The organism is Variovorax sp. GW821-FHT09B05 (assembly GCF_059418265.1).
Genome location: NZ_JBWKPN010000005.1, coordinates 33,548 through 50,845, shown reverse-complemented (window position 1 = coordinate 50,845; position 17,298 = coordinate 33,548). Strand labels below are relative to the sequence as shown.

Sequence of the window (17,298 nt, the reverse complement as noted above, 5' to 3'; positions counted from 1 at the left end):
CATGACGACGAATCCCACCGCACAACGACTTCCCCATCCGCTGACCGCCAAGATGGCCAGCGTGGTCGAGCGCATGGCGCGCGCCGGCCACCCCTCGCTCGACCAGCTCACGCCCGACGAGGCCAAGGCCTCGTACGAACGCGGCGCGGGCGTGCTCGAGGTGCCCAAGCCCGAGCTCACGCGCATCGAGGACTTCGAGATCGCCGCGCGCGACGGCCATGCGATCCCCGCGCGGCTCTACGCGCCCTCGGCCGAGGTGCTGCCGGTGCTCGTGTACTTCCACGGCGGCGGCTTCACGGTCGGCAACATCCGCACCCACGACACGCTGTGCCGCGTCCTCTGCAAGAAGAGCGGCTGCGCCGTGGTGTCGGTCGACTACCGGCTCGCGCCCGCGCACAAGTTCCCGACCGCTTCCGACGATGCCTGGGATGCCTTTTCCTTCGTCGCGCGCGAGGGCGCGAGCCTGGGCCTCGATCCCGCGCGGCTCGCGGTCGGCGGCGACAGCGCGGGCGGCACGCTGGCCGCGGTCTGCGCGATCCTCGCGCGCGACGCGGGCCTGCCGCTGTCGCTGCAGCTGCTGATCTACCCCGGCACCACCGGCCACCAGGACACCGAGTCGCACCGCCGCTATGCGCAGGGCCCGCTGCTGACCAAGGCGCTGATCGACTACTTCTTCGGCCAGTACGTGCGTAGCCCGGCCGACCGCGACGACTGGCGCTTCGCGCCGCTGATCGCCGACGACGTGGACGACGTGGCACCGGCCTGGATCGCGCTGGCCGAGTGCGACCCGGTGGTCGACGAGGGCATCGCCTATGCCGACAAGCTGCGCGCCGCGGGCGTACCGGTCGACCTCGAGATCTACCGCGGCGTGATCCACGAGTTCCTCAAGATGGGCCGCGCGGTGCCCGAGGCGCTGCAGGCGCAGGACGACGCGGCGAAAGCGCTGCGCGACGCGCTGCGGCCCTGACGACCCCGATTTCATTTCCCCTGGAGACAAGAAGAATGCAACGCAGTGATTTCCGTTTCTTCCACCGCCTGCGCGTGCGCTGGGCCGAAGTCGACATGCAGAAGATCGTCTTCAACGCGCACTACCTGATGTACTTCGACACCGCCATCGCCGACTACTGGCGCGCGCTGGCGCTGCCCTACGAGGAGGCGATGCATTCGCTGGGCGGCGATCTCTACGTGCGCAAGGCGACCATCGACTTCCGCGGCTCGGCGCGCATGGACGACGTGATCGACGTGGGCATGCGCTGCGCGCGCATCGGCACCTCGTCGATGACCTTCGAGGGCGGGCTGTTCCGCCAGGGCGAGTTCCTGGTCGGCTGCGAGCTGGTCTACGTATTCGCCGACCCGGCCACGCAGACCTCGAAGCCGGTGCCGGCCTCGCTGCGCGCGATCCTCGAGGGCTTCGAGGCCGGCGAGACGATGCGCGCGATCGACACCGGCGACTGGGCCACGCTCGGCGAAGGCGCGGCGGCGCTGCGGCGCGCGGTCTTCATCGAGGAGCAGAAGGTGCCCGAGGCGATGGAATGGGACGAGCACGACGCGGCCGTGCCGCATGTGGTGGTGCGCAACCGGCTCGGCCAGGCGATCGCCACCGGCCGGCTGCTGCCGGCGCAGGACGGCCGCTCGATGATCGGCCGCATCGCCGTGCATCGCGCGCTGCGCAGCGGCGGCCACGGCGTGGCGGTGGTGCAGGCGCTCGAGGCCGCGGCCCGGGCGCGCGGCGATGCGGAGATCGCGCTCTACGCGCAGCGCAGCGCCGAGCGCTTCTACGAACGGCTCGGCTATGCGGTGCACGGCGAGCCCTTCGTCGAGGCCGACATCCCGCACATCGAGATGCGGCGCGTGCTGCGCTGAGCGTCGTTCAGTAGCGCGGCGGCGGATCGGGCACGTAGCCCGCTTCGGATTCGGGGAACGGCGTGGGTCCCGCGGGACGCGGCCAGCGCGGCGCCGGATTGGCCGGGATCACGCCCGCGGCGACCAGGTTCTCGCGGCTGTCGTAGCGGATGCGCACCACCTCGTCGGGCGAGGAACGGAGGCGCTCGAACGTGGTGTGGCCGACGTACGAGGTCTCGCGGCGGCCATGGCCGGTGCCCAGGCTGGGAGCGGGCTGGCTGCGCGACTGGGCCATGGCGGAGGATTCCGCGGGGGCCGCGCTGTCGGCCGAGGGCGCGGTTCCCGGCGCCGGCGCCATCGACTTGTTGCGGGCCTCGAAATCGCCGCGCGGCGCCGACTCCTCGCGGCTGTAGCCGTCGCGGCGCGGGAAGGGCATCGGCACGGGCGGCGGCGGCGGTGCCACGCGCTCGCGGAACACCGCGACGCCGATCACGCCCACCTCGTCGGGCCGGCCGGTGCGGCTCGCATAGGAATTGCCGTTGGCGGTGAACTCGAAGGCCGCGATCTGCGAATCGCTCTTGCGCCAGCCCGCGATGTCGGCGCGCTCGCCGCCCGTGAGCACGTAGCCGTTCTGCTGCACGCCCGCGGTTTCGCCGGTCAGCACGTTGACGCCGTCGACCGACATCACGGTCATCAGCCGTTCGCCCATGCGGTTGCGCAGCCGCAGCGCATAACGCGCGCCGGGACGCCCGGCCACCCAGTACTCGCCGTTGGCGCGGTAGATCGGCAGCTCGCGGCCGGTAGCGCGGTCGATCACGCTGACTTCCATCAGGCCGCCGAGGCGGTCGACGGGCGAGGGCGGCAGATAGGGGCGCGCCGGGGTCTGGGTGCAGGCCGAGAGCGCGGCCAGCGCGAGGGCGGTCGAGAAGAATCTGCGGTTCATGGAGGTCTCTCTTTCCTTGCCGGAAGTGGTCGGTGCAGGCTTCTACGGCGCACCGGCGGCAACGGGGTTAAGAAAGACGCACAAAAAAAGGCGCTATCTGAAAGATAGCGCCTTGCGCCCGAACGACGGGCGTTGGAAGCCCAAAACGCCTCACTGATTGGGCTTCAAGCTGCAGCGCGGTGCCGGTGGTCGGCGCCCGGTGCTGTTCGGAGACTCAGATATCTTCGAGCAGCGGATAAGGCAAAGGTTCCACCTGGAGCGCCGGGCCGCTGGCCGAGGCCGCATGCAGGCCGCCGGCCTCGAGCGCGGCGATCTGCATCGAGATCAGCGCGGCCCAGCCGCCGTCGGGCGCCGGCGCGGCCTGCGCGACCGTGCCCACGGGCTGTTCGGCATCGCTGGCGGCAAAGACTTCCTGGCCGGCCGCGACTTCGCCGTCGGCCTTCACGAGGTAGGTGCGGCGCTTGAGCGTGCCGCGGAACTGGCTGCGCGCCACCACTTCCTGGCCGGGGTAGCAGCCCTTCTTGAAGTTGACGCCGCCCACCGATTCGTAATTGATCATCTGCGGCACGAAGGCCTCGACCACCGGGGTGGTGAGCGTAACGATGCCGCTGCGCACCTCGCTCCACGACCACAGGGCCGCGTCGAGCGCGGCGCCCTGTGGCGCGGCGCTGCCGGCCGGGGCCAGCCAGAGCGCGCGCGGCACGCCATCGGCCGGGTAGAGCGAGATGGCGCTGCCGCCCTCGATGCCTTCGATCGCACGGCGCTGGCCGGGCGCGGCCGAGGCGTCGAGGCCGTTGGCCGCGAGCGCGGTGCCCGCGAGGCCTAACAGCGCGAACTGCTCGGTCGCGTCGCTGAGCTTGGCCTTGGCGCGCAGCACGTACATCGACAGGCGCTTGAGCGTGGCGGCCAGGATGTCGCGGCTGCAGACCAGCAGCACGAGATCGGGCTGCGGGCGGATGCCGATGAAGCTCGCGATCACGCGGCCCTTGGCGGTGCACAGCGCCGCCAGGCGGGCCTCGGCGGCGCCGAGCAGGGAGAAATCCTGAGTGAGCTGGCCATGCAGGAAGGCCGCGGCATCGGGGCCCTCGGCACGGATCACGCCCAGATGGGCGAGGGGCGCAACGCCATTGAGAACGACTGTGGTCATCGCTGAATTATCATGGCCGGGCCTGATTCGTCAGGACCGCGGCGACGGCAGCCTTTCTTCTTGCAGGGCCACCGCCTCGAGCGGCCGCCACGCTGCCGCGAAAAGCCCCGTCCAGCCCGTTCCGCCACCTCATCCTCCTCCGCTCTTCCATCGGATCCGTGCGCCGCTTCATCCTCACGCTCTTCCTGCTCGCTGCCCTGGCCGCGCTGGCCGCCGGTGCCGGCGGGCTCTGGTGGGTGCACCAGCCGCTCAAGCTGCCGGCGCCCAACGTCGATCTGTCGGTCGAGCCCGGCACCACGCCGCGCGGCATCGCCCAGGCCGTGGCCGACGCCGGCGTGGCGGTCGACCCCCAGCTGCTCTACCTGTGGTTCCGCATCTCGGGCCAGGACCGGCAGATGCGCGCCGGAAGCTACGAGCTCGACCGCGGCGTGACGCCCAAGCTGCTGCTCAACATCCTGGTGCGCGGCGAGGAGGCCACGCGCAGCCTGGTGCTGGTGGAAGGCTGGAACATCCGCCAGGTGCGCGCCGCTCTCGCCAAGGCCGAGCAGCTCAAGCCCGACAGCGTGGGCCTGAGCGACGAGGCGCTGATGGAAAAGCTCGGCCGGCCCGGCCAGCACCCCGAAGGGCGCTTCTTCCCCGACACCTATACCTACTCGAAGGGCTCGACCGACATCGCGCTGCTGCAGCGCGCCATGCGTGCCATGGACAAGAAGCTCGAGGCCGCCTGGGCCGCGCGCGGCAGCAACCTGCCGCTGCAATCGGCCGAGCAGGCGCTGATCCTCGCGAGCATCGTCGAGAAGGAGACCGGCAAGGCAGCCGACCGGGCCGAGATCGCCGCCGTCTTCAACAACCGGCTGCGCATCGGCATGCCGCTGCAGACCGACCCGACCGTGATCTACGGCATGGGCACCGCCTTCGATGGCAACCTGCGCAAGAAGGACCTGCAGACCGACTCGCCCTGGAACACCTACATGCGCAACGGCCTGCCGCCCACGCCGATCTCGATGCCCGGCAAGGCCGCGCTGCTGGCGGCCGTGCAGCCGGCGCAGAGCAAGTCGCTGTATTTCGTCTCGCGCGGCGACGGCACCAGCCAGTTCAGCAGCTCGCTCGACGACCACAACCGTGCCGTCAACCGCTACCAGCGCGGCGGCGGCACCCCTGCGACGAAGGCGGCCCAATGAACGCTGGCGGACTCTTTCTCACGCTCGAGGGCATCGACGGGGCCGGCAAGTCCAGCCACCTCGATGCCTTGCAGGCGCTCTTCGAGGGCCGGGGCCGCACGGTCACGCGCACGCGCGAACCGGGCGGCACGCCGCTCGCCGAAACGCTGCGCACGCTGATCCTCGAACAGCCGATGGACCCGCTGACCGAATCGCTGCTGGTGTTCGCCGCGCGGCGCGACCACATCGTGCAGGTGATCGAGCCAGCACTGGCACGCGGCGACGTGGTGCTGTGCGACCGCTTCACCGACGCCACCTTCGCCTACCAGGGCGGCGGCCGTGGCTTCGACGCCGAGGTGCTGTCCACGCTCGAGCGCTGGGCGCAGGCCGGGCGCGGCGGGCAGTCCGACGTGGCCTTGCTGCAGCCGCACATCACGCTGTGGTTCGACCTCGCACCCGAGATCGCGGCCCAGCGCCTGGCCGGCGCGCGCGTGCCCGACAAGTTCGAGGCCCAGCCGGTCGAGTTCTTCCGCAAGGTTGCGCAGGGTTATGCCGAGCGCGCGGCGGCCGATGCGGCGCGCTTCGTGCGCATCGATGCGAGCCAGAGCCGCGACCAGGTCTGGCAACAGGTCGAGGCGGCGCTGGTGGCGCGCGGCCTGGCCGGGGAGGGGCGCGCATGAGCGCAGCGGAACTCTCGCCCTGGCTGCGCCAGCCGCTGGTCGAGCTGCTGCGCCAGCGCGGCCATGCCTGGCTGTTGCAAGGGCCCTCGGGCCTGGGGCAATACGACCTGGCGCTCGCGCTGGCCTCGGCCTGGCTTTGCGAGCAGCCGACGGAGGAGGGCGCCGCCTGCGGCCATTGCCCGAGCTGTCATGCCATCGAGGTCCGTACCCATGCCGACCTCTGCGTGCTGATGCCCGAGGTGGCGATGCTGGACCTGGGCTGGCCGCTCGACGAGAAGGCCCAGGCCGACATCGACGACAAGAAGCGCAAGGCCAGCCGCGAGATCCGCGTCGAGGCGATGCGCGACGCGGTCGGTTTCGCGCAGCGCACCAGCGCGCGCGGCCGCGGCAAGGTGGTCCTGGTCTATCCGGCCGAGCGCATGAACACCATCACCGCCAATGCGCTGCTCAAGACGCTCGAGGAGCCGGTGGGCGACGTGCGTTTCGTGCTCGCGAGCGAGGCCGCCTGGCAACTGCTGCCGACCATCCGCAGCCGCTGCCTCGGCTTCACCTTGCCCTGGCCGGACACGCAGCAGGCCGAGGCCTGGCTCGCAACGCAGGATGTTCCCGCCGCGGATGCCGCCGCCCTGCTGCGCGCGGCCGGCGGACGCCCGAGCGACGCCTTGCGGCTCGCGCGCACCGGCCAGTCGCCCAAGGCCTGGGCGCTGCTGCCCAAGGCCGTGCTGCGCGGCGACGTCGGCGCGCTGGCCGACCAGGCGCCGGCCCAGGCGGTCGGCGCGCTGCAGAAGCTTTGCCACGACCTGATGGCCGTCGGCAATGGCGCCGCGCCGCGCTTCTTCGAACCCGGCGACCTGCCGGCCGCGCCATCGCGGCTCGCGCTGGCGCGCTGGTCGAAATCGCTGGCCGCGTCGGCCCGGACCGCGGAACATCCGTTCAATGCAGGACTCATGCTGGAAGCGCTCGTGAGCGAAGCGCGCAGCACCCTCAACTCAGCCGCTCGCCGCCCATGAACCAACCCGCAGCCCCCTCCGCCAATTCCGCAGCGACCGCTGCCGCAGCAGCCGCCGCCGCTGCGGGTGGCGCCACGCCGCACCGGCCGAGCGTCATCCAGCTCGCCATCAAGGAGAAGGGCGCGCTCTACGCGGCCTACATCCCGTTGTTCTCCGAGGGCGGCATCTTCATTCCGACCTCGCGCGAATACCGGCTCGGCGACGACGTCTACGTGCTGCTGACCCTGCCCGAAGACCCGCAGCGCTATCCGGTGGCCGGCAAGGTCGCCTGGATCACGCCGGCGCGCGCGGCCGGCAGCCGCGCGCCCGGCGTGGGCATCCGTTTTCCGTCCGACGAGAAATCGCGCCAGCTCAAGGCCCGCATCGAGGCCGCGCTGGGCGGCTCGATGGCTTCCGACCGGCCGACGCAGACGATCTGACATCCGGGGCGGCCCGGCCGCCTCTTGCGCTCGCCAGTTTTCCGGCTCCCTTCGTTTCCTCAGATTCCTGGCGATGTTCACCGACTCCCACTGCCACCTGACTTTTCCCGAATTCGCCGACCAGATGGACACGGTGCGCGCCGCCATGGCCGCCGCCCAGGTCGACCGGGCCCTGTGCATCTGCACCCGGCTCGAGGAGTTCGACGAGGTGCAGGCATTGGCCGCGCGCTACGACAACTTCTGGGCCAGCGTGGGCGTGCATCCGGACACCGAGGACACCCTCGAGCCCAGCGTCGACGACCTCGTGCGCCTGGCCGCGCGCCCGCGCGTTGTGGCGATCGGCGAGACTGGCCTCGACTACTACCAGATGGAAGAACGCAAGGGCGGCCGCAGCATCGCCGACCTCGAATGGCAGCGCGAGCGCTTCCGCGTACACATCCGGGCCGCCCGGCAGACCGGCAAGCCGCTCGTGATCCACACGCGCGAGGCTTCGGCCGACACCATCGCGATCCTCAAGGAGGAGGGCGAGGACGGCTCCGCGGGCGCGGCCGGCGGCGTGTTCCACTGCTTCACCGAAACCGCCGAGGTGGCGCGCGCCGCGCTGGACCTCGGCTTCTACATATCCTTCTCGGGCATCCTGACCTTCAAGAAGGCGCAGGATCTGCGTGACGTGGCGGCCTTCGTGCCGCTCGATCGCATGCTGATCGAGACCGACAGCCCGTATCTGGCCCCGGTGCCGTACCGAGGCAAGACCAACACGCCGGCCTACGTGCCGTACGTGGCGCGGCAGATCGCCGAGCTGCGGCAGTTGCCGGTCGAGGCCGTGGCCCAGGCGACCAGCGACAACTTCGAGACACTGTTCAAGGGGGTTCGACAATGATGAAGAAAAACTTCAAGAAACTCGTTTATCTGTCTGCTTTTGCAGCAGTTTTCTCCGCGCACGCGGGTTCGTTCGAGGACTTCTTCCGGGCCGTGCGCGCCGACAACCCGAGCGGTGTCCGCAGCCTGCTGCAGCGCGGCTTCGACCCCAACACGCGCGACGAGCGTGGCCAGACGGGCCTTCTGATCGCGTTGCGCGAGCCGTCGCCGAAAGTCATCCAGGTGCTGCTCGAGTCGCCGCAGACCAATGTCGAGCTGCGCAACGCCAAGGACGAGAGCCCCTTGATGCTCGCGGCCATCAAGGGCCAGCAGGACCTGGTCACCCAGCTCATCAAGCGCGATGCCGACATCAACAAGCCCGGCTGGACGCCGCTGCACTATGCGGCCACCGGCGGGCACCTGGCGATCATGAAGCAGCTGCTCGACAACTTCGCCTTCATCGATGCGCAATCGCCCAACGGCACCACGCCGCTGATGATGGCCGCGATGTATGGCTCGACCGACGCGGTGAAGCTGCTGCTGGCCGAGGGCGCGGACGTCACGATGAAGAACCAGCTGGGCATGACCGCGGTCGATTTCGCCAACCGCGCCAATCGTTCGGAAGCCGCGGCGCTGATCGGCGCGACGTCGGCGGCGAAGCCGATTCCGAAGGATGGGAAGTGGTAGTAAATTGTTAATAAAGTAGTAGTTTTTGTTTCTGGCGGCTGTAGTTCGTGACTTATTTCCTGCCGATCAAGTGAAAGCTTGATGAAGTTTGTATTTGTTGGAAACAGGCGCGGACAGAATGAGGGCTTCGATGAAGCCCTTTTTTTCGCCCTGAACATCCATGCAAGTCACCATCCAGCAGCTCGGCGGCGGCGCCTTGGCATGGCAGATGTCTTTGCTCGCAGCGATCCTGATCGCCGGCACGCTCGTGGGCTGGCTGCTGTACCTGGTCATCAAGGCCGGTGTGCGTGACGGCATGAGCGAGGCGCTGCGTCGGCGCCGGCAGATCCGGCAAGCGGACCTGGCGATTGATGGCGGGTTGGACGCGCGGGATTGAGGTTTCGCATGCGGGGCCGGGTGCCCGCGAATGCAGAAGCTGCGATCGCAGTCGTGGGCATGGGGGCCACATGCCTGCAGTACCCGGATCGAGTTGTTGCCATGAGCGGCTGAGGATTCGCGGCATCGACTGACATTCCTGCAGCGCTGGGAGCCATGGCCCACGAAACCCCGCCTCTCTGCTTTTCCGGTTAATCCGCACAATGTGCATTATGTAAAATTAATGATCTTGTTGTTTGGCCCGATGGCAGCCAAGCGAGGCAAGACCGTTGTGACGCGTGATTGCGGAAATGCGACCTGAAGAGGCCACCGCTGCCCCGTCCCCACGAAGCCCATCGACCCCGCAAAAGAAAAGGCGCCCGGCACCAAGGCCGGGCGCTCAAGAACCTACAGCTGTCACGGTAGGTGCCCCAAGCCAGGGAGGAGGAGTCGCTCGGGACACCGGGATGCTGAGTCTTCGTGATGAATGTCCGTGTCGGACGGCGCCGATAGTTCGGGGCTTTCGGGAGGCCCTCGAATCCGCATGAATTCGGCGAGTACTCATATTCTGTTCATATTTGCCGCCTAGCATCCGCCGCATGCTGCTGGCCAGGCTTCGCCGATGGATCGACGCGCACCGATGCATCGGGTGCGTGATCGGCCTTTGGCTGGTGCTGCTGCACCCGTTCATCTCGGCGCATTTCCACAGCGACGGCCTCGAAGACGAGCCCGGCCTCAAGGTGCGCAATGCCGGCGAGACCGTGCGTTTCGAACCCGACGAGCGCGCCGGCCATGCGAAAAGCCTCGAGACCACCATGTTCGCGCAGGCGTCCTGCTGCACGGTCATGGTTAATGTCCTGAGCGCGGCCTTCGATGGCTTCATGGGCATCGTGCTCGCGCTGCTGCCGTTGACCATCGTCGTGGCGACCGGCCTGACCGGTGCGCGCCACGAACCGCCGCGGCGCATCGGTGCGCGGAGTGGGGCGCCTCCCCTGCCCCGCCCCTGGCTGCGGCTGCCGCCGACCACGGCACCGCCGTCCTTCGCCTGATCCATTCCGGCGGCGCGCCCGCGCCGCATCCATCGCTTCCCTGACGCCCCTGCGGCAGGGCCGCTTCACTTCGCCCACGAGGCCTCCTCCATGTCCTTCGCCCGTCCGCGTCCTTGCCGCGCCGCTCGTGCCTGCCCGCGCACCGTCTTTGCCCCATCCCGTTCGTTCCGGGAGGCTGCATGAACGCATTCCATCTCGACCTGCTGCAGTGGCTTGCCGCCGGCACCCATCCCACGCCCTGGGTGCTGGCGATCGCGGTCGGACTCGCGCTCGGCGGTCCCTGGCTCTCCACGGCCGTGATCGGCGCCGCCGCCTGGCGCCGGCCCGGCCATCGGGCCTATGTCCTCTTCATCCTCGCGGGCGCCGGGCTCACCGCCATGCTGTGCCAGGAGATCGCCGCGCGCATCAATATGCCGCGGCCCTTCATCCTGGGCCTGGTACCGGCCTACATCCCGCACGGCGCCAGCGCCGCGCTGCCGAGCACGCATGCCTCGGTGATGTTCATGGTGGCCTTCGCCTTCCTCGCGCGGCCGGCGCTGCGCGCACCGGGCATCGCGCTGTTCGCGGTGGCGGCTGCTACGGGCTGGGCGCGCATCCATGTGGGCGTGCATTTCCCGCTCGACATCGCGGTCGGGCTGATGTTCGGCGCGCTCATGGCGGGCCTGCTCGGCGCCGCCTGGTGGATGCTGGAACTCGGGGCACAGCAACTCGCCACCCGCATACCGGGCCTGGCGGGCAAGCGCTGGCCGACGATGCCGAGGCCGCGCGCCTGAGTCGCGCGGCATAAGAAAACTCGAAAAGCGCATTTCCCAATCGAAGGGCGCGGCTGCAAAGTCGCTGCCCCATGGAATCCCTCACGCATCCGCCGCGCACCGCGCCCGGCACCCCATCGCCCGTGGCCGTGCCGCCGTGCGCCTCGCAACCGCAACCGCCCTCCTACGACCAGCTCGCCGACCGCTTCCGCCCGATCTTCGCGCGCATCGCCGAAGGCGCGGTGCAGCGCGAGAACGAACGCCTGCTGGCCCACGACGCCGTGGCCTGGCTGGCCCAGGCCGGCTTCGGCGCGCTGCGCGTGCCGGTCGCTCAAGGCGGGCTCGGCGCCTCGGTCGAGCAGTTCTTCGACCTGCTGATCGAGCTCGGCGAGGCCGACTCCAACCTGCCGCAGATCCTGCGCGCCCATTTCGGCTTCATCGAGCGCCTGTTCGCCGAGATCGATCCCGCGCTGCACGGCCCCTGGCTGCGGCTCGCGGCCGACGGCGTGATCTTCGGCAACGCCACCACCGAGCTCGGCGAAGGCCCGCTCGGCCAGATGCAGACCACGCTGCGCCGCGACGGCGACGGCTGGCGCCTCGAGGGCGACAAGTACTACAGCACCGGCACGCTCTATGCCGAATGGATCGCGGTCTCGGCGCAGCGCCACAACGACGACGGCAGCAGCGACCGCGTGATCGCGCTGGTGCCATCGGAAGCGCCGGGCGTGGAGCGCGTCGACGACTGGCGCGGTTTCGGCCAGCGCCTGAGCGCCTCGGGCACCACGCGCTTTCGCAACGTGCGCGTCGATCCGGCGCACGTGCTGCTCTACGTGCGCGACCAGCCTACGCCGCTGACCGCGCAGTTCCAGCTCACGCACCTCGCCACCCTGGCCGGCATCGCGCGCGCGATCGTGCGCGACGCGGTCGACTTTGTGCAGCCGCGCAAGCGTGTCTACAGCCATGGCAGCGGCAGCACGCCGCGCGAGGACCCGCTGGTGCAACAGGTCGTCGGCCAGCTCGCGAGCACGGCCTTCGTCGCGAGTTCGACGGTGCAGGCGGTGGCGCGCACGCTCGGCGAGATCGACCGCCTGCGCCAGCGCGGCGAAGCGATCCCCGATCAGTTGCTGTTCCAGGTCGAACTCGAGACCGCCAAGGCGCAGGCCGGCATCGTCGACGCGGTGCTGCAGGCCGGCACGCGGCTGTTCGACGTCGGCGGTGCCTCGGCGCTGCAGGAGGACATCCGGCTCGACCGCCACTGGCGCAACGCGCGCACGCTGGCCTCGCACAACCCGACCATCTACAAGGGCCGCGTGGTCGGCGACCACCTGCTCAACGGCGCCCGGCCCACCTTCTACTGGGCCGTGGGCGCGAACGTCTCGTCCTGAAGGCCCCGGCGGCGACATGCCGCAGCCGACGAATCCGCATATCCATGCGTGCATTCATTCGTTGGCCGGGGCGGGTGCAGCGCCAACACTCGCCCTTCCCTTCTTCATCCTCCGGCGGAGCAATTCCCATGACCCTCATCGACGATCAACCTGCCACCGGGAGCGCCCAGGCATGACCTCGGCCGATCACGCACTCGACGTGTCCGGCGTGCTGAACGCGCCGGAGTTCCGCGGCACCACAGCGGCCCCGACGCCGCGCGCGCCGCGTCCGCCCGCACCGGTGGCCACCGATGCCGCCACCGTGCTCGCGCGCCGCCACGCGCTGCCGCCGGGCCTCTGGCGCACCGGCGTGCTGGCCGCCGCGGCCTGGCTGGCGCTGGGCCTGCTCACGCTGCTGTGGCCCAACAAGCCGATCGGCTTCAGCGACTGGAACTTCACCGAGGAATTCGGCTACGCCACGCTCGTGATCGCCGCGGTCTTCCTCGTCATCGCGCTGCTCGGCCCGCGCGCCGGCCGCGTCGCGCGCGCGCTGCGTCCCGCCGGCCAATGGCTGGTGGCCTCGGCGCTGGTGCTCGCGCTGTGGGAGATCGCCACCGCCAAGCTGGCCGTGCTGCCCTCCCCCTTCTTCGCGCCGCCGCAGAGCCTGATCGACGTGCTGCACGAGGACTGGCAGCGCCTGGGCCTGTCCACCGCCTACTCGCTGCGCCTGCTGGCCAACGGTTTCGTGATCGGCGCGCTGGTCGGCTTCGTCACCGGCGTGGCGGTCGGCTGGTCGCGCATCGCTGGCTACTGGGTGCATCCGCTGCTGCGCTTTCTCGGCCCGGTTCCGGCCTCGGCGCTGCTGCCGCTGGCCTTCTTCTTCGCGCCCTCGAGCTACGTGGCCGCGGTGTTCCTGGTCGGCCTCGCCACCTTCTTCCCGGTTGCGGTGCTGACCTGGTCGGGCGTGGCCTCGGTCGGCAAGAGCTATTACGACGTGGCGCGCACGCTGGGCGCCTCCGAGCGCTTCCTGGTGCTGCGCGTGGCCATTCCGGCCGCGCTGCCGCAGGTCTTCGTGGGCCTGTTCATGGGCCTGGGCGCCTCGTTCTCGGTGCTGATCACGGCCGAGATGATGGGCGTGAAAGCCGGCCTCGGCTGGTACCTGCAGTGGGCCCAGGGCTGGGCCTCGTACGCCAACATGTACGCGGCGCTGCTGGTGATGGCCGCGCTGTGCTCGGGCCTGATCACCTTGCTGTTCAAGGTGCGCGACCGCGTGCTGTCGTGGCAGAAGGGAACCGTCAAATGGTAGAAGCCGTCCTCTCCCCCATCATCGAGCAAGGCACCGCCGCCAACACCGGCGCGCTGATCGACATCCACGGCGTGAGCCATTGGTTCGAGGTGCCCACGGGCGTGCTGCAGGTGCTCGACAACATCGACCTGCAGGTGCGGCCCGGCGAATTCGTCGCGCTGCTCGGTCCGAGCGGCTGCGGCAAGTCGACCCTGCTGCGCCTGGTGGCCGGCCTCGAGCCCGCGACCACCGGCCGCATCACGCAGAACGGCGAACTGATCGAGAAGCCCGATCCCTCGCGCATCGTGGTGTTCCAGGACCCCACGCTGTTCCCGTGGCGCAGCGTCTGGGACAACGTGGCGCTGGGCCTGCAGGCGCGCGGCGTGCTCGACGCGCAGCGCGGCCGGGTCGACGAGGCGCTGCAGCGCGTCGGTCTCACCGAATTCGCGAAGGCCTATCCGCATCAACTGTCGGGCGGCATGGCGCAGCGCGTGGCGTTGGCGCGCGCGCTGGTCAACGACCCGCAGTTGCTGGTGCTCGACGAACCGCTGGGCAAGCTCGATTCGCTCACGCGCATCGCGATGCAGAGCGAGCTCGTGAACCTCTGGCAGCGCGATGGCTTCTCGGCCCTGCTGGTCACGCACGACGTCGAAGAGGCGCTGTTCCTGGCCAACCGCGTGATCGTGCTGAGCGACCGGCCGGCGCGCATCGCGGCCGAGCTGGTGGTGGACCTGCCCTACCCGCGCCATCGTGGCGATCCGCGCCTGGCCGAACTGCGCCACGAGGCGCTGCGCCACCTGGGCCTGGACGCGACCTGGTGAGACCGGCCTTCGAGGCGCGGGCGCGATGAACGCGCTGCCCGATGCGGCCTGGCTCAATGTCCTGATCGAGGGCCTGCAGGCCCTGCAGTTGCAACTGCTGCGGCTGCTCGATGCGCTGGGCCTGGTCGCCCATGCGCACGGACAGCCCGCCTGGCCCTGGGCCGAGCGGCTGTCGGGCGAGAACCTGCTGATCGACCTGGGCCAGGCGCGCCGGCTCGGCATCAGTGTCGTGCTGCTGGGACTGTCGCTGCTCGTGCTGCTCGTGGCCCTGCTGTGGCGCCGGCGCCGGATCTGGCTGCTCGGCGCCGCGGTGCTGCCCGTGGTGCTGGCCCCCTGGCCCGATGCCAACGTGGTTCTGGTGCCCGCGCATCCCACGAGCTTTCAGCAGCACGCGGCGGGCTTCAGCGCCGAGGCCATCGCGCGTGGCCGCACGCTCTATGCGCAGAACTGCGTGGCCTGCCACGGCAGCGACGGACGCGGCCAGGGGCCGCTGGCGGCGGCGCAGCCCGTGTGGCCGCCGAACCTCACCGGCCCGCTGCTCTGGCGCCGCGCCGACGGCGACTTGCTATGGCGCGTGCTGCACGGCACGCGCGATCGCCATGGCGCATTGACGATGCCGGGCTTTCAAGGCCGCTTGAGCGAGAGCGACGCCTGGGCCCTGATCGACTACATGAAGGCCCAGGCCGCCGGCGAAAGCCTGCGCGTGGCGGGCGTGTGGGCCCAGCCCGTGAGTCCGCCCGACATGGCGGTGCGTTGCGACGGCAAGCCGGTGCGTATGCTCAGCAGCTGGCGCGGCCAGCGCATGCGGATCGTGGCCGGTGGCGATGCCGCGGCCACGCTGCTCGAGGACCCGCGCCTGGTGACGGTGCTGCTCGAGCGCGAGCCCGCGGCTGCTTCGAAACAGGACGACCGGAGCATCGCCTGCGTGGCCGATTCGCCCGCGGCGTGGGAGGCCTTCTCGCTGATCGCGGCCACCGAGAAGCTCGAGGGCACGCAGTTGCTGGTCGATCGCGCGGGCTGGCTGCGCGCGCGCGGCGAGCCCGGCAAGAGCGCATGGAGCGACGACGACCTGCTGTGCCGCGCGGAGGCTGCTTCAGGAACGGCAGCCACGCCGGTGGCCGCGGCCGACGGGCTCGGCGCGCTGATTACGCGCATGGATGCGCAGCCGGTGCGTTTTGTGAAGGGTGGCTTCGTGCATTGACGGCGCGGCGCCGTCGTTCACCACGAATGCATCAGCACCGCGGGCCGCAGCGTGGCGATGGCCTGCAGGCGGCGCAGCGCACGACGCGGCACATGGCCATAGGCCGCGCGGCGCGCGATCGCATGGGCCGATGCGGGCGGCACTCGCCACGCGGTGGCGGTGCGCGAGATGACGAGCTGGGCCTGGTCGGCCACGGAATGGTAGGTGCGCAAGGGCATGGGGGACTCGATGGGTAACGCATCGATTCTGCGCAAGGCATGCGGCAACTCAAAGACGGATTGCGAGTTACCTGATGCATTCCGTGATCGCCTTGCCGCGCGGTGCGCGGCGTACGATGGACCGGCATCCTTTCTTCCCTCCGCATCGCTGCACACCAGGAGATACCGACCATGTCTAACCACGTCTACAAGAGCCTCGAGCTCACCGGCTCGTCCACCACCAGCATCGAGGATGCGATCCAGGGCGCGATCGCCAAGGCGCACGAGACGGTGCGCAACATCCAGTGGTTCACCGTCGTCGAGACGCGCGGCCATGTGGCCGAGGGCCGCGTGGCCCACTGGCAGGTCACGCTGAAGATCGGCTTCACGCTCGAGTGAGCGTGAGCGCCGGCTCGTTCAGGCGAAGTCGGTCGACGGTTTTTCCCAGAGGTTGACGCCACCCTCGACCGCATGGCGGTCGATCTCGGCGAGCTCCTCCGCGCTCAGTGGTGCACCCTTGAGCGCGGCCACGTTGTCGACGATCTGCTCGGGCCGGCTCGCGCCGATCAGCGCGGAACTCACGCGCGGATCGCGCAGGGTCCAGCTCAGCGCGAGCTGGGCCAGCGATTGGCCGCGGCGCTGCGCGATCGCGTTCAGCGCGCGCGCACGCTCGATGTTGGCATCCGACAGGTGCTCGGCCTTCAGCGAACCGCCGCCCGGGCGGTTGATGCGTGCATCGGCCGGCACGCCCTGCAGGTACTTGTCGGTCAGCAGACCCTGCGCCAGCGGCGTGAAGGCGATCACGCCGGCACCGAGTTCTTCGGTGGCGCCGAGCAGGTCCTTCTCGACCCAGCGGTTGAACAGGTTGTAGGCCGGCTGGTGGATCAGCAGCGGCACCTTCCATTCGCGCAGCAGCGCGGCCATCTCGCGCGTCTTGCCGGCCGAGTACGACGAGATGCCGATGTACAGCGCCTTGCCCTGCTGCACGGCCTGGGCCAGCGCCGAGGCGGTTTCCTCCAGCGGCGTGTGCGGGTCGAAGCGGTGCGAATAGAAGATGTCGACGTAGTCGAGGCCCATGCGCTGCAGGCTCTGGTCGAGGCTGGCCAGCACGTATTTGCGCGAACCGCCGCCCTGCCCATAGGGGCCGGGCCACATGTCCCAGCCGGCCTTGCTCGAGATGATCAGTTCGTCGCGGTAGGGCTTGAAGTCCTCGCGCAGCAGGCGGCCGAAATTGATTTCGGCGCTGCCGTAGGGCGGACCGTAGTTGTTGGCCAGGTCGAAGTGGTTGATGCCGAGGTCGAAGGCGGTGCGCAGCAGCTGGCGCTGGGTGGCGATCGGCGTGGTGTCGCCGAAGTTGTGCCACAGGCCGAGCGAGATGGCGGGCAGCACGAGGCCGCTGCGGCCCACCTTGCGGTAGGGCATGGATTCGTAGCGCGTGGAGGCGGCGAGGTAGGTCATGGGCGATGGAAGAGCGCGAAGAGAAAGAGAAAGGCGCCATGTCGGCGCCGGTACTTCGCGTTCGAGGATAG

Annotated in this window: 20 protein-coding genes; 16 read left to right on the top strand and 4 right to left on the bottom strand. The window is 69.8% G+C overall.

Annotated elements, in window-relative coordinates; translation table 11 throughout:
• Position 1: 1 nt before the first annotated feature.
• Both AC07RM_RS14565 and AC07RM_RS14560 read left to right on the top strand, forming a co-directional pair.
• The gene (locus AC07RM_RS14565) at positions 2 to 967 is read left to right on the top strand and encodes an alpha/beta hydrolase (RefSeq protein WP_495335010.1); all 966 of its coding nucleotides are present in this window, start codon (positions 2 to 4) and stop codon (positions 965 to 967) included.
• A 35-nt stretch (positions 968 to 1,002) separates the two neighbouring features.
• Complete coding sequence (locus AC07RM_RS14560) at positions 1,003 to 1,863, top strand: YbgC/FadM family acyl-CoA thioesterase (RefSeq protein ID WP_093341963.1); 861 nt, start codon at positions 1,003 to 1,005, stop codon at positions 1,861 to 1,863.
• A gap of 7 nt (positions 1,864 to 1,870) precedes the next feature.
• Here AC07RM_RS14560 and AC07RM_RS14555 read toward each other — a convergent pair whose 3' ends face one another.
• Both AC07RM_RS14555 and ygfZ read right to left on the bottom strand, forming a co-directional pair.
• Positions 1,871 to 2,785 (bottom strand): hypothetical protein, encoded by a 915-nt coding sequence (locus AC07RM_RS14555; RefSeq protein WP_495335009.1) that lies wholly within the window; start codon positions 2,783 to 2,785, stop codon positions 1,871 to 1,873.
• 214 nt (positions 2,786 to 2,999) lie between these two features.
• Positions 3,000 to 3,932: a CAF17-like 4Fe-4S cluster assembly/insertion protein YgfZ gene (gene ygfZ, locus AC07RM_RS14550; protein WP_495335008.1), complete on the bottom strand. Its 933-nt coding sequence runs from the start codon at positions 3,930 to 3,932 to the stop codon at positions 3,000 to 3,002.
• Between the two features lie 158 nt (positions 3,933 to 4,090).
• Between ygfZ and mltG the strand changes: the two genes are divergently transcribed.
• The 13 genes from mltG to AC07RM_RS14485 all read left to right on the top strand — a co-directional run bounded on the left by mltG (position 4,091) and on the right by AC07RM_RS14485 (position 15,572).
• Positions 4,091 to 5,113, top strand: a complete 1,023-nt coding sequence (gene mltG / locus AC07RM_RS14545; protein ID WP_093341959.1) for an endolytic transglycosylase MltG — start codon at positions 4,091 to 4,093, stop codon at positions 5,111 to 5,113.
• A complete protein-coding gene (tmk, locus tag AC07RM_RS14540) occupies positions 5,110 to 5,772 on the top strand; it encodes a dTMP kinase (protein WP_495335007.1) in 663 nt (220 codons plus the stop codon). The genes mltG and tmk overlap by 4 nt, the downstream gene beginning before the upstream one ends.
• Positions 5,769 to 6,782: a DNA polymerase III delta subunit-related protein gene (locus tag AC07RM_RS14535; RefSeq protein WP_296795452.1), complete on the top strand. Its 1,014-nt coding sequence runs from the start codon at positions 5,769 to 5,771 to the stop codon at positions 6,780 to 6,782. The genes tmk and AC07RM_RS14535 overlap by 4 nt, the downstream gene beginning before the upstream one ends.
• Complete coding sequence (locus tag AC07RM_RS14530) at positions 6,779 to 7,201, top strand: PilZ domain-containing protein (protein ID WP_256222426.1); 423 nt, start codon at positions 6,779 to 6,781, stop codon at positions 7,199 to 7,201. The genes AC07RM_RS14535 and AC07RM_RS14530 overlap by 4 nt, the downstream gene beginning before the upstream one ends.
• Positions 7,202 to 7,274: 73 nt before the next feature.
• Positions 7,275 to 8,081 carry a TatD family hydrolase gene (locus tag AC07RM_RS14525; RefSeq protein WP_490878980.1) on the top strand — a complete coding sequence of 269 codons (807 nt, stop codon included), beginning with the start codon at positions 7,275 to 7,277 and terminating at the stop codon, positions 8,079 to 8,081.
• Complete coding sequence (locus AC07RM_RS14520; protein ID WP_495335236.1) at positions 8,081 to 8,746, top strand: ankyrin repeat domain-containing protein; 666 nt, start codon at positions 8,081 to 8,083, stop codon at positions 8,744 to 8,746. Before AC07RM_RS14525 ends, AC07RM_RS14520 begins: the two co-directional genes overlap by 1 nt.
• 160 nt (positions 8,747 to 8,906) lie before the next feature.
• Positions 8,907 to 9,122, top strand: a complete 216-nt coding sequence (locus AC07RM_RS14515) for a hypothetical protein (RefSeq protein WP_495335006.1) — start codon at positions 8,907 to 8,909, stop codon at positions 9,120 to 9,122.
• Between the two features lie 577 nt (positions 9,123 to 9,699).
• Positions 9,700 to 10,149 (top strand): hypothetical protein, encoded by a 450-nt coding sequence (locus AC07RM_RS14510; protein WP_093341951.1) that lies wholly within the window; start codon positions 9,700 to 9,702, stop codon positions 10,147 to 10,149.
• A gap of 179 nt (positions 10,150 to 10,328) precedes the next feature.
• Positions 10,329 to 10,922 (top strand): phosphatase PAP2 family protein, encoded by a 594-nt coding sequence (locus AC07RM_RS14505; RefSeq protein ID WP_495335005.1) that lies wholly within the window; start codon positions 10,329 to 10,331, stop codon positions 10,920 to 10,922.
• 71 nt (positions 10,923 to 10,993) lie between these two features.
• Complete coding sequence (locus AC07RM_RS14500) at positions 10,994 to 12,286, top strand: acyl-CoA dehydrogenase family protein (protein WP_495335004.1); 1,293 nt, start codon at positions 10,994 to 10,996, stop codon at positions 12,284 to 12,286.
• 172 nt (positions 12,287 to 12,458) lie between these two features.
• Positions 12,459 to 13,571, top strand: a complete 1,113-nt coding sequence (locus AC07RM_RS14495) for an ABC transporter permease (protein WP_495335003.1) — start codon at positions 12,459 to 12,461, stop codon at positions 13,569 to 13,571.
• Positions 13,565 to 14,371, top strand: a complete 807-nt coding sequence (locus AC07RM_RS14490) for an ABC transporter ATP-binding protein (RefSeq protein ID WP_495335002.1) — start codon at positions 13,565 to 13,567, stop codon at positions 14,369 to 14,371. The genes AC07RM_RS14495 and AC07RM_RS14490 overlap by 7 nt, the downstream gene beginning before the upstream one ends.
• 25 nt (positions 14,372 to 14,396) lie before the next feature.
• Entirely contained in the window at positions 14,397 to 15,572 is a 1,176-nt protein-coding gene (locus tag AC07RM_RS14485; protein ID WP_495335001.1) for a c-type cytochrome, read from the top strand.
• Between the two features lie 17 nt (positions 15,573 to 15,589).
• Here the strand turns inward: AC07RM_RS14485 and AC07RM_RS14480 are convergent, their stop codons facing one another.
• The gene (locus tag AC07RM_RS14480) at positions 15,590 to 15,790 is read right to left on the bottom strand and encodes a hypothetical protein (protein WP_296782597.1); all 201 of its coding nucleotides are present in this window, start codon (positions 15,788 to 15,790) and stop codon (positions 15,590 to 15,592) included.
• A 171-nt stretch (positions 15,791 to 15,961) separates the two neighbouring features.
• On the opposite strand from AC07RM_RS14480, the gene AC07RM_RS14475 reads away from it, so the two are divergent.
• A complete protein-coding gene (locus AC07RM_RS14475) occupies positions 15,962 to 16,168 on the top strand; it encodes a dodecin (protein WP_093341942.1) in 207 nt (68 codons plus the stop codon).
• A gap of 18 nt (positions 16,169 to 16,186) precedes the next feature.
• Here AC07RM_RS14475 and mgrA read toward each other — a convergent pair whose 3' ends face one another.
• On the bottom strand, positions 16,187 to 17,227 hold the full coding sequence (gene mgrA / locus AC07RM_RS14470) for an L-glyceraldehyde 3-phosphate reductase (protein WP_495335000.1): 1,041 nt from the start codon (positions 17,225 to 17,227) through the stop codon (positions 16,187 to 16,189).
• Between the last annotated feature and the right edge of the window lie 71 nt (positions 17,228 to 17,298).

What these genes read in the sequence shown, in the direction of transcription:
- AC07RM_RS14520 (WP_495335236.1), top strand. Translation starts at nt 8,081, where the DNA reads ATGAAGAAAAACTTCAAGAAACTCGTTTATCTGTCTGCTTTTGCAGCA.
- AC07RM_RS14495 (WP_495335003.1), top strand. Translation starts at nt 12,459, where the DNA reads ATGACCTCGGCCGATCACGCACTCGACGTGTCCGGCGTGCTGAACGCG.
- AC07RM_RS14505 (WP_495335005.1), top strand. Translation starts at nt 10,329, where the DNA reads ATGAACGCATTCCATCTCGACCTGCTGCAGTGGCTTGCCGCCGGCACC.
- AC07RM_RS14485 (WP_495335001.1), top strand. Translation starts at nt 14,397, where the DNA reads ATGAACGCGCTGCCCGATGCGGCCTGGCTCAATGTCCTGATCGAGGGC.
- AC07RM_RS14565 (WP_495335010.1), top strand. Translation starts at nt 2, where the DNA reads ATGACGACGAATCCCACCGCACAACGACTTCCCCATCCGCTGACCGCC.
- AC07RM_RS14525 (WP_490878980.1), top strand. Translation starts at nt 7,275, where the DNA reads ATGTTCACCGACTCCCACTGCCACCTGACTTTTCCCGAATTCGCCGAC.
- ygfZ (WP_495335008.1), bottom strand. Translation starts at nt 3,932, where the DNA reads ATGACCACAGTCGTTCTCAATGGCGTTGCGCCCCTCGCCCATCTGGGC.
- AC07RM_RS14535 (WP_296795452.1), top strand. Translation starts at nt 5,769, where the DNA reads ATGAGCGCAGCGGAACTCTCGCCCTGGCTGCGCCAGCCGCTGGTCGAG.
- AC07RM_RS14560 (WP_093341963.1), top strand. Translation starts at nt 1,003, where the DNA reads ATGCAACGCAGTGATTTCCGTTTCTTCCACCGCCTGCGCGTGCGCTGG.
- tmk (WP_495335007.1), top strand. Translation starts at nt 5,110, where the DNA reads ATGAACGCTGGCGGACTCTTTCTCACGCTCGAGGGCATCGACGGGGCC.
- AC07RM_RS14490 (WP_495335002.1), top strand. Translation starts at nt 13,565, where the DNA reads ATGGTAGAAGCCGTCCTCTCCCCCATCATCGAGCAAGGCACCGCCGCC.
- mgrA (WP_495335000.1), bottom strand. Translation starts at nt 17,227, where the DNA reads ATGACCTACCTCGCCGCCTCCACGCGCTACGAATCCATGCCCTACCGC.
- AC07RM_RS14480 (WP_296782597.1), bottom strand. Translation starts at nt 15,790, where the DNA reads ATGCCCTTGCGCACCTACCATTCCGTGGCCGACCAGGCCCAGCTCGTC.
- AC07RM_RS14530 (WP_256222426.1), top strand. Translation starts at nt 6,779, where the DNA reads ATGAACCAACCCGCAGCCCCCTCCGCCAATTCCGCAGCGACCGCTGCC.
- AC07RM_RS14515 (WP_495335006.1), top strand. Translation starts at nt 8,907, where the DNA reads ATGCAAGTCACCATCCAGCAGCTCGGCGGCGGCGCCTTGGCATGGCAG.
- AC07RM_RS14555 (WP_495335009.1), bottom strand. Translation starts at nt 2,785, where the DNA reads ATGAACCGCAGATTCTTCTCGACCGCCCTCGCGCTGGCCGCGCTCTCG.
- AC07RM_RS14510 (WP_093341951.1), top strand. Translation starts at nt 9,700, where the DNA reads ATGCTGCTGGCCAGGCTTCGCCGATGGATCGACGCGCACCGATGCATC.
- AC07RM_RS14475 (WP_093341942.1), top strand. Translation starts at nt 15,962, where the DNA reads ATGTCTAACCACGTCTACAAGAGCCTCGAGCTCACCGGCTCGTCCACC.
- AC07RM_RS14500 (WP_495335004.1), top strand. Translation starts at nt 10,994, where the DNA reads ATGGAATCCCTCACGCATCCGCCGCGCACCGCGCCCGGCACCCCATCG.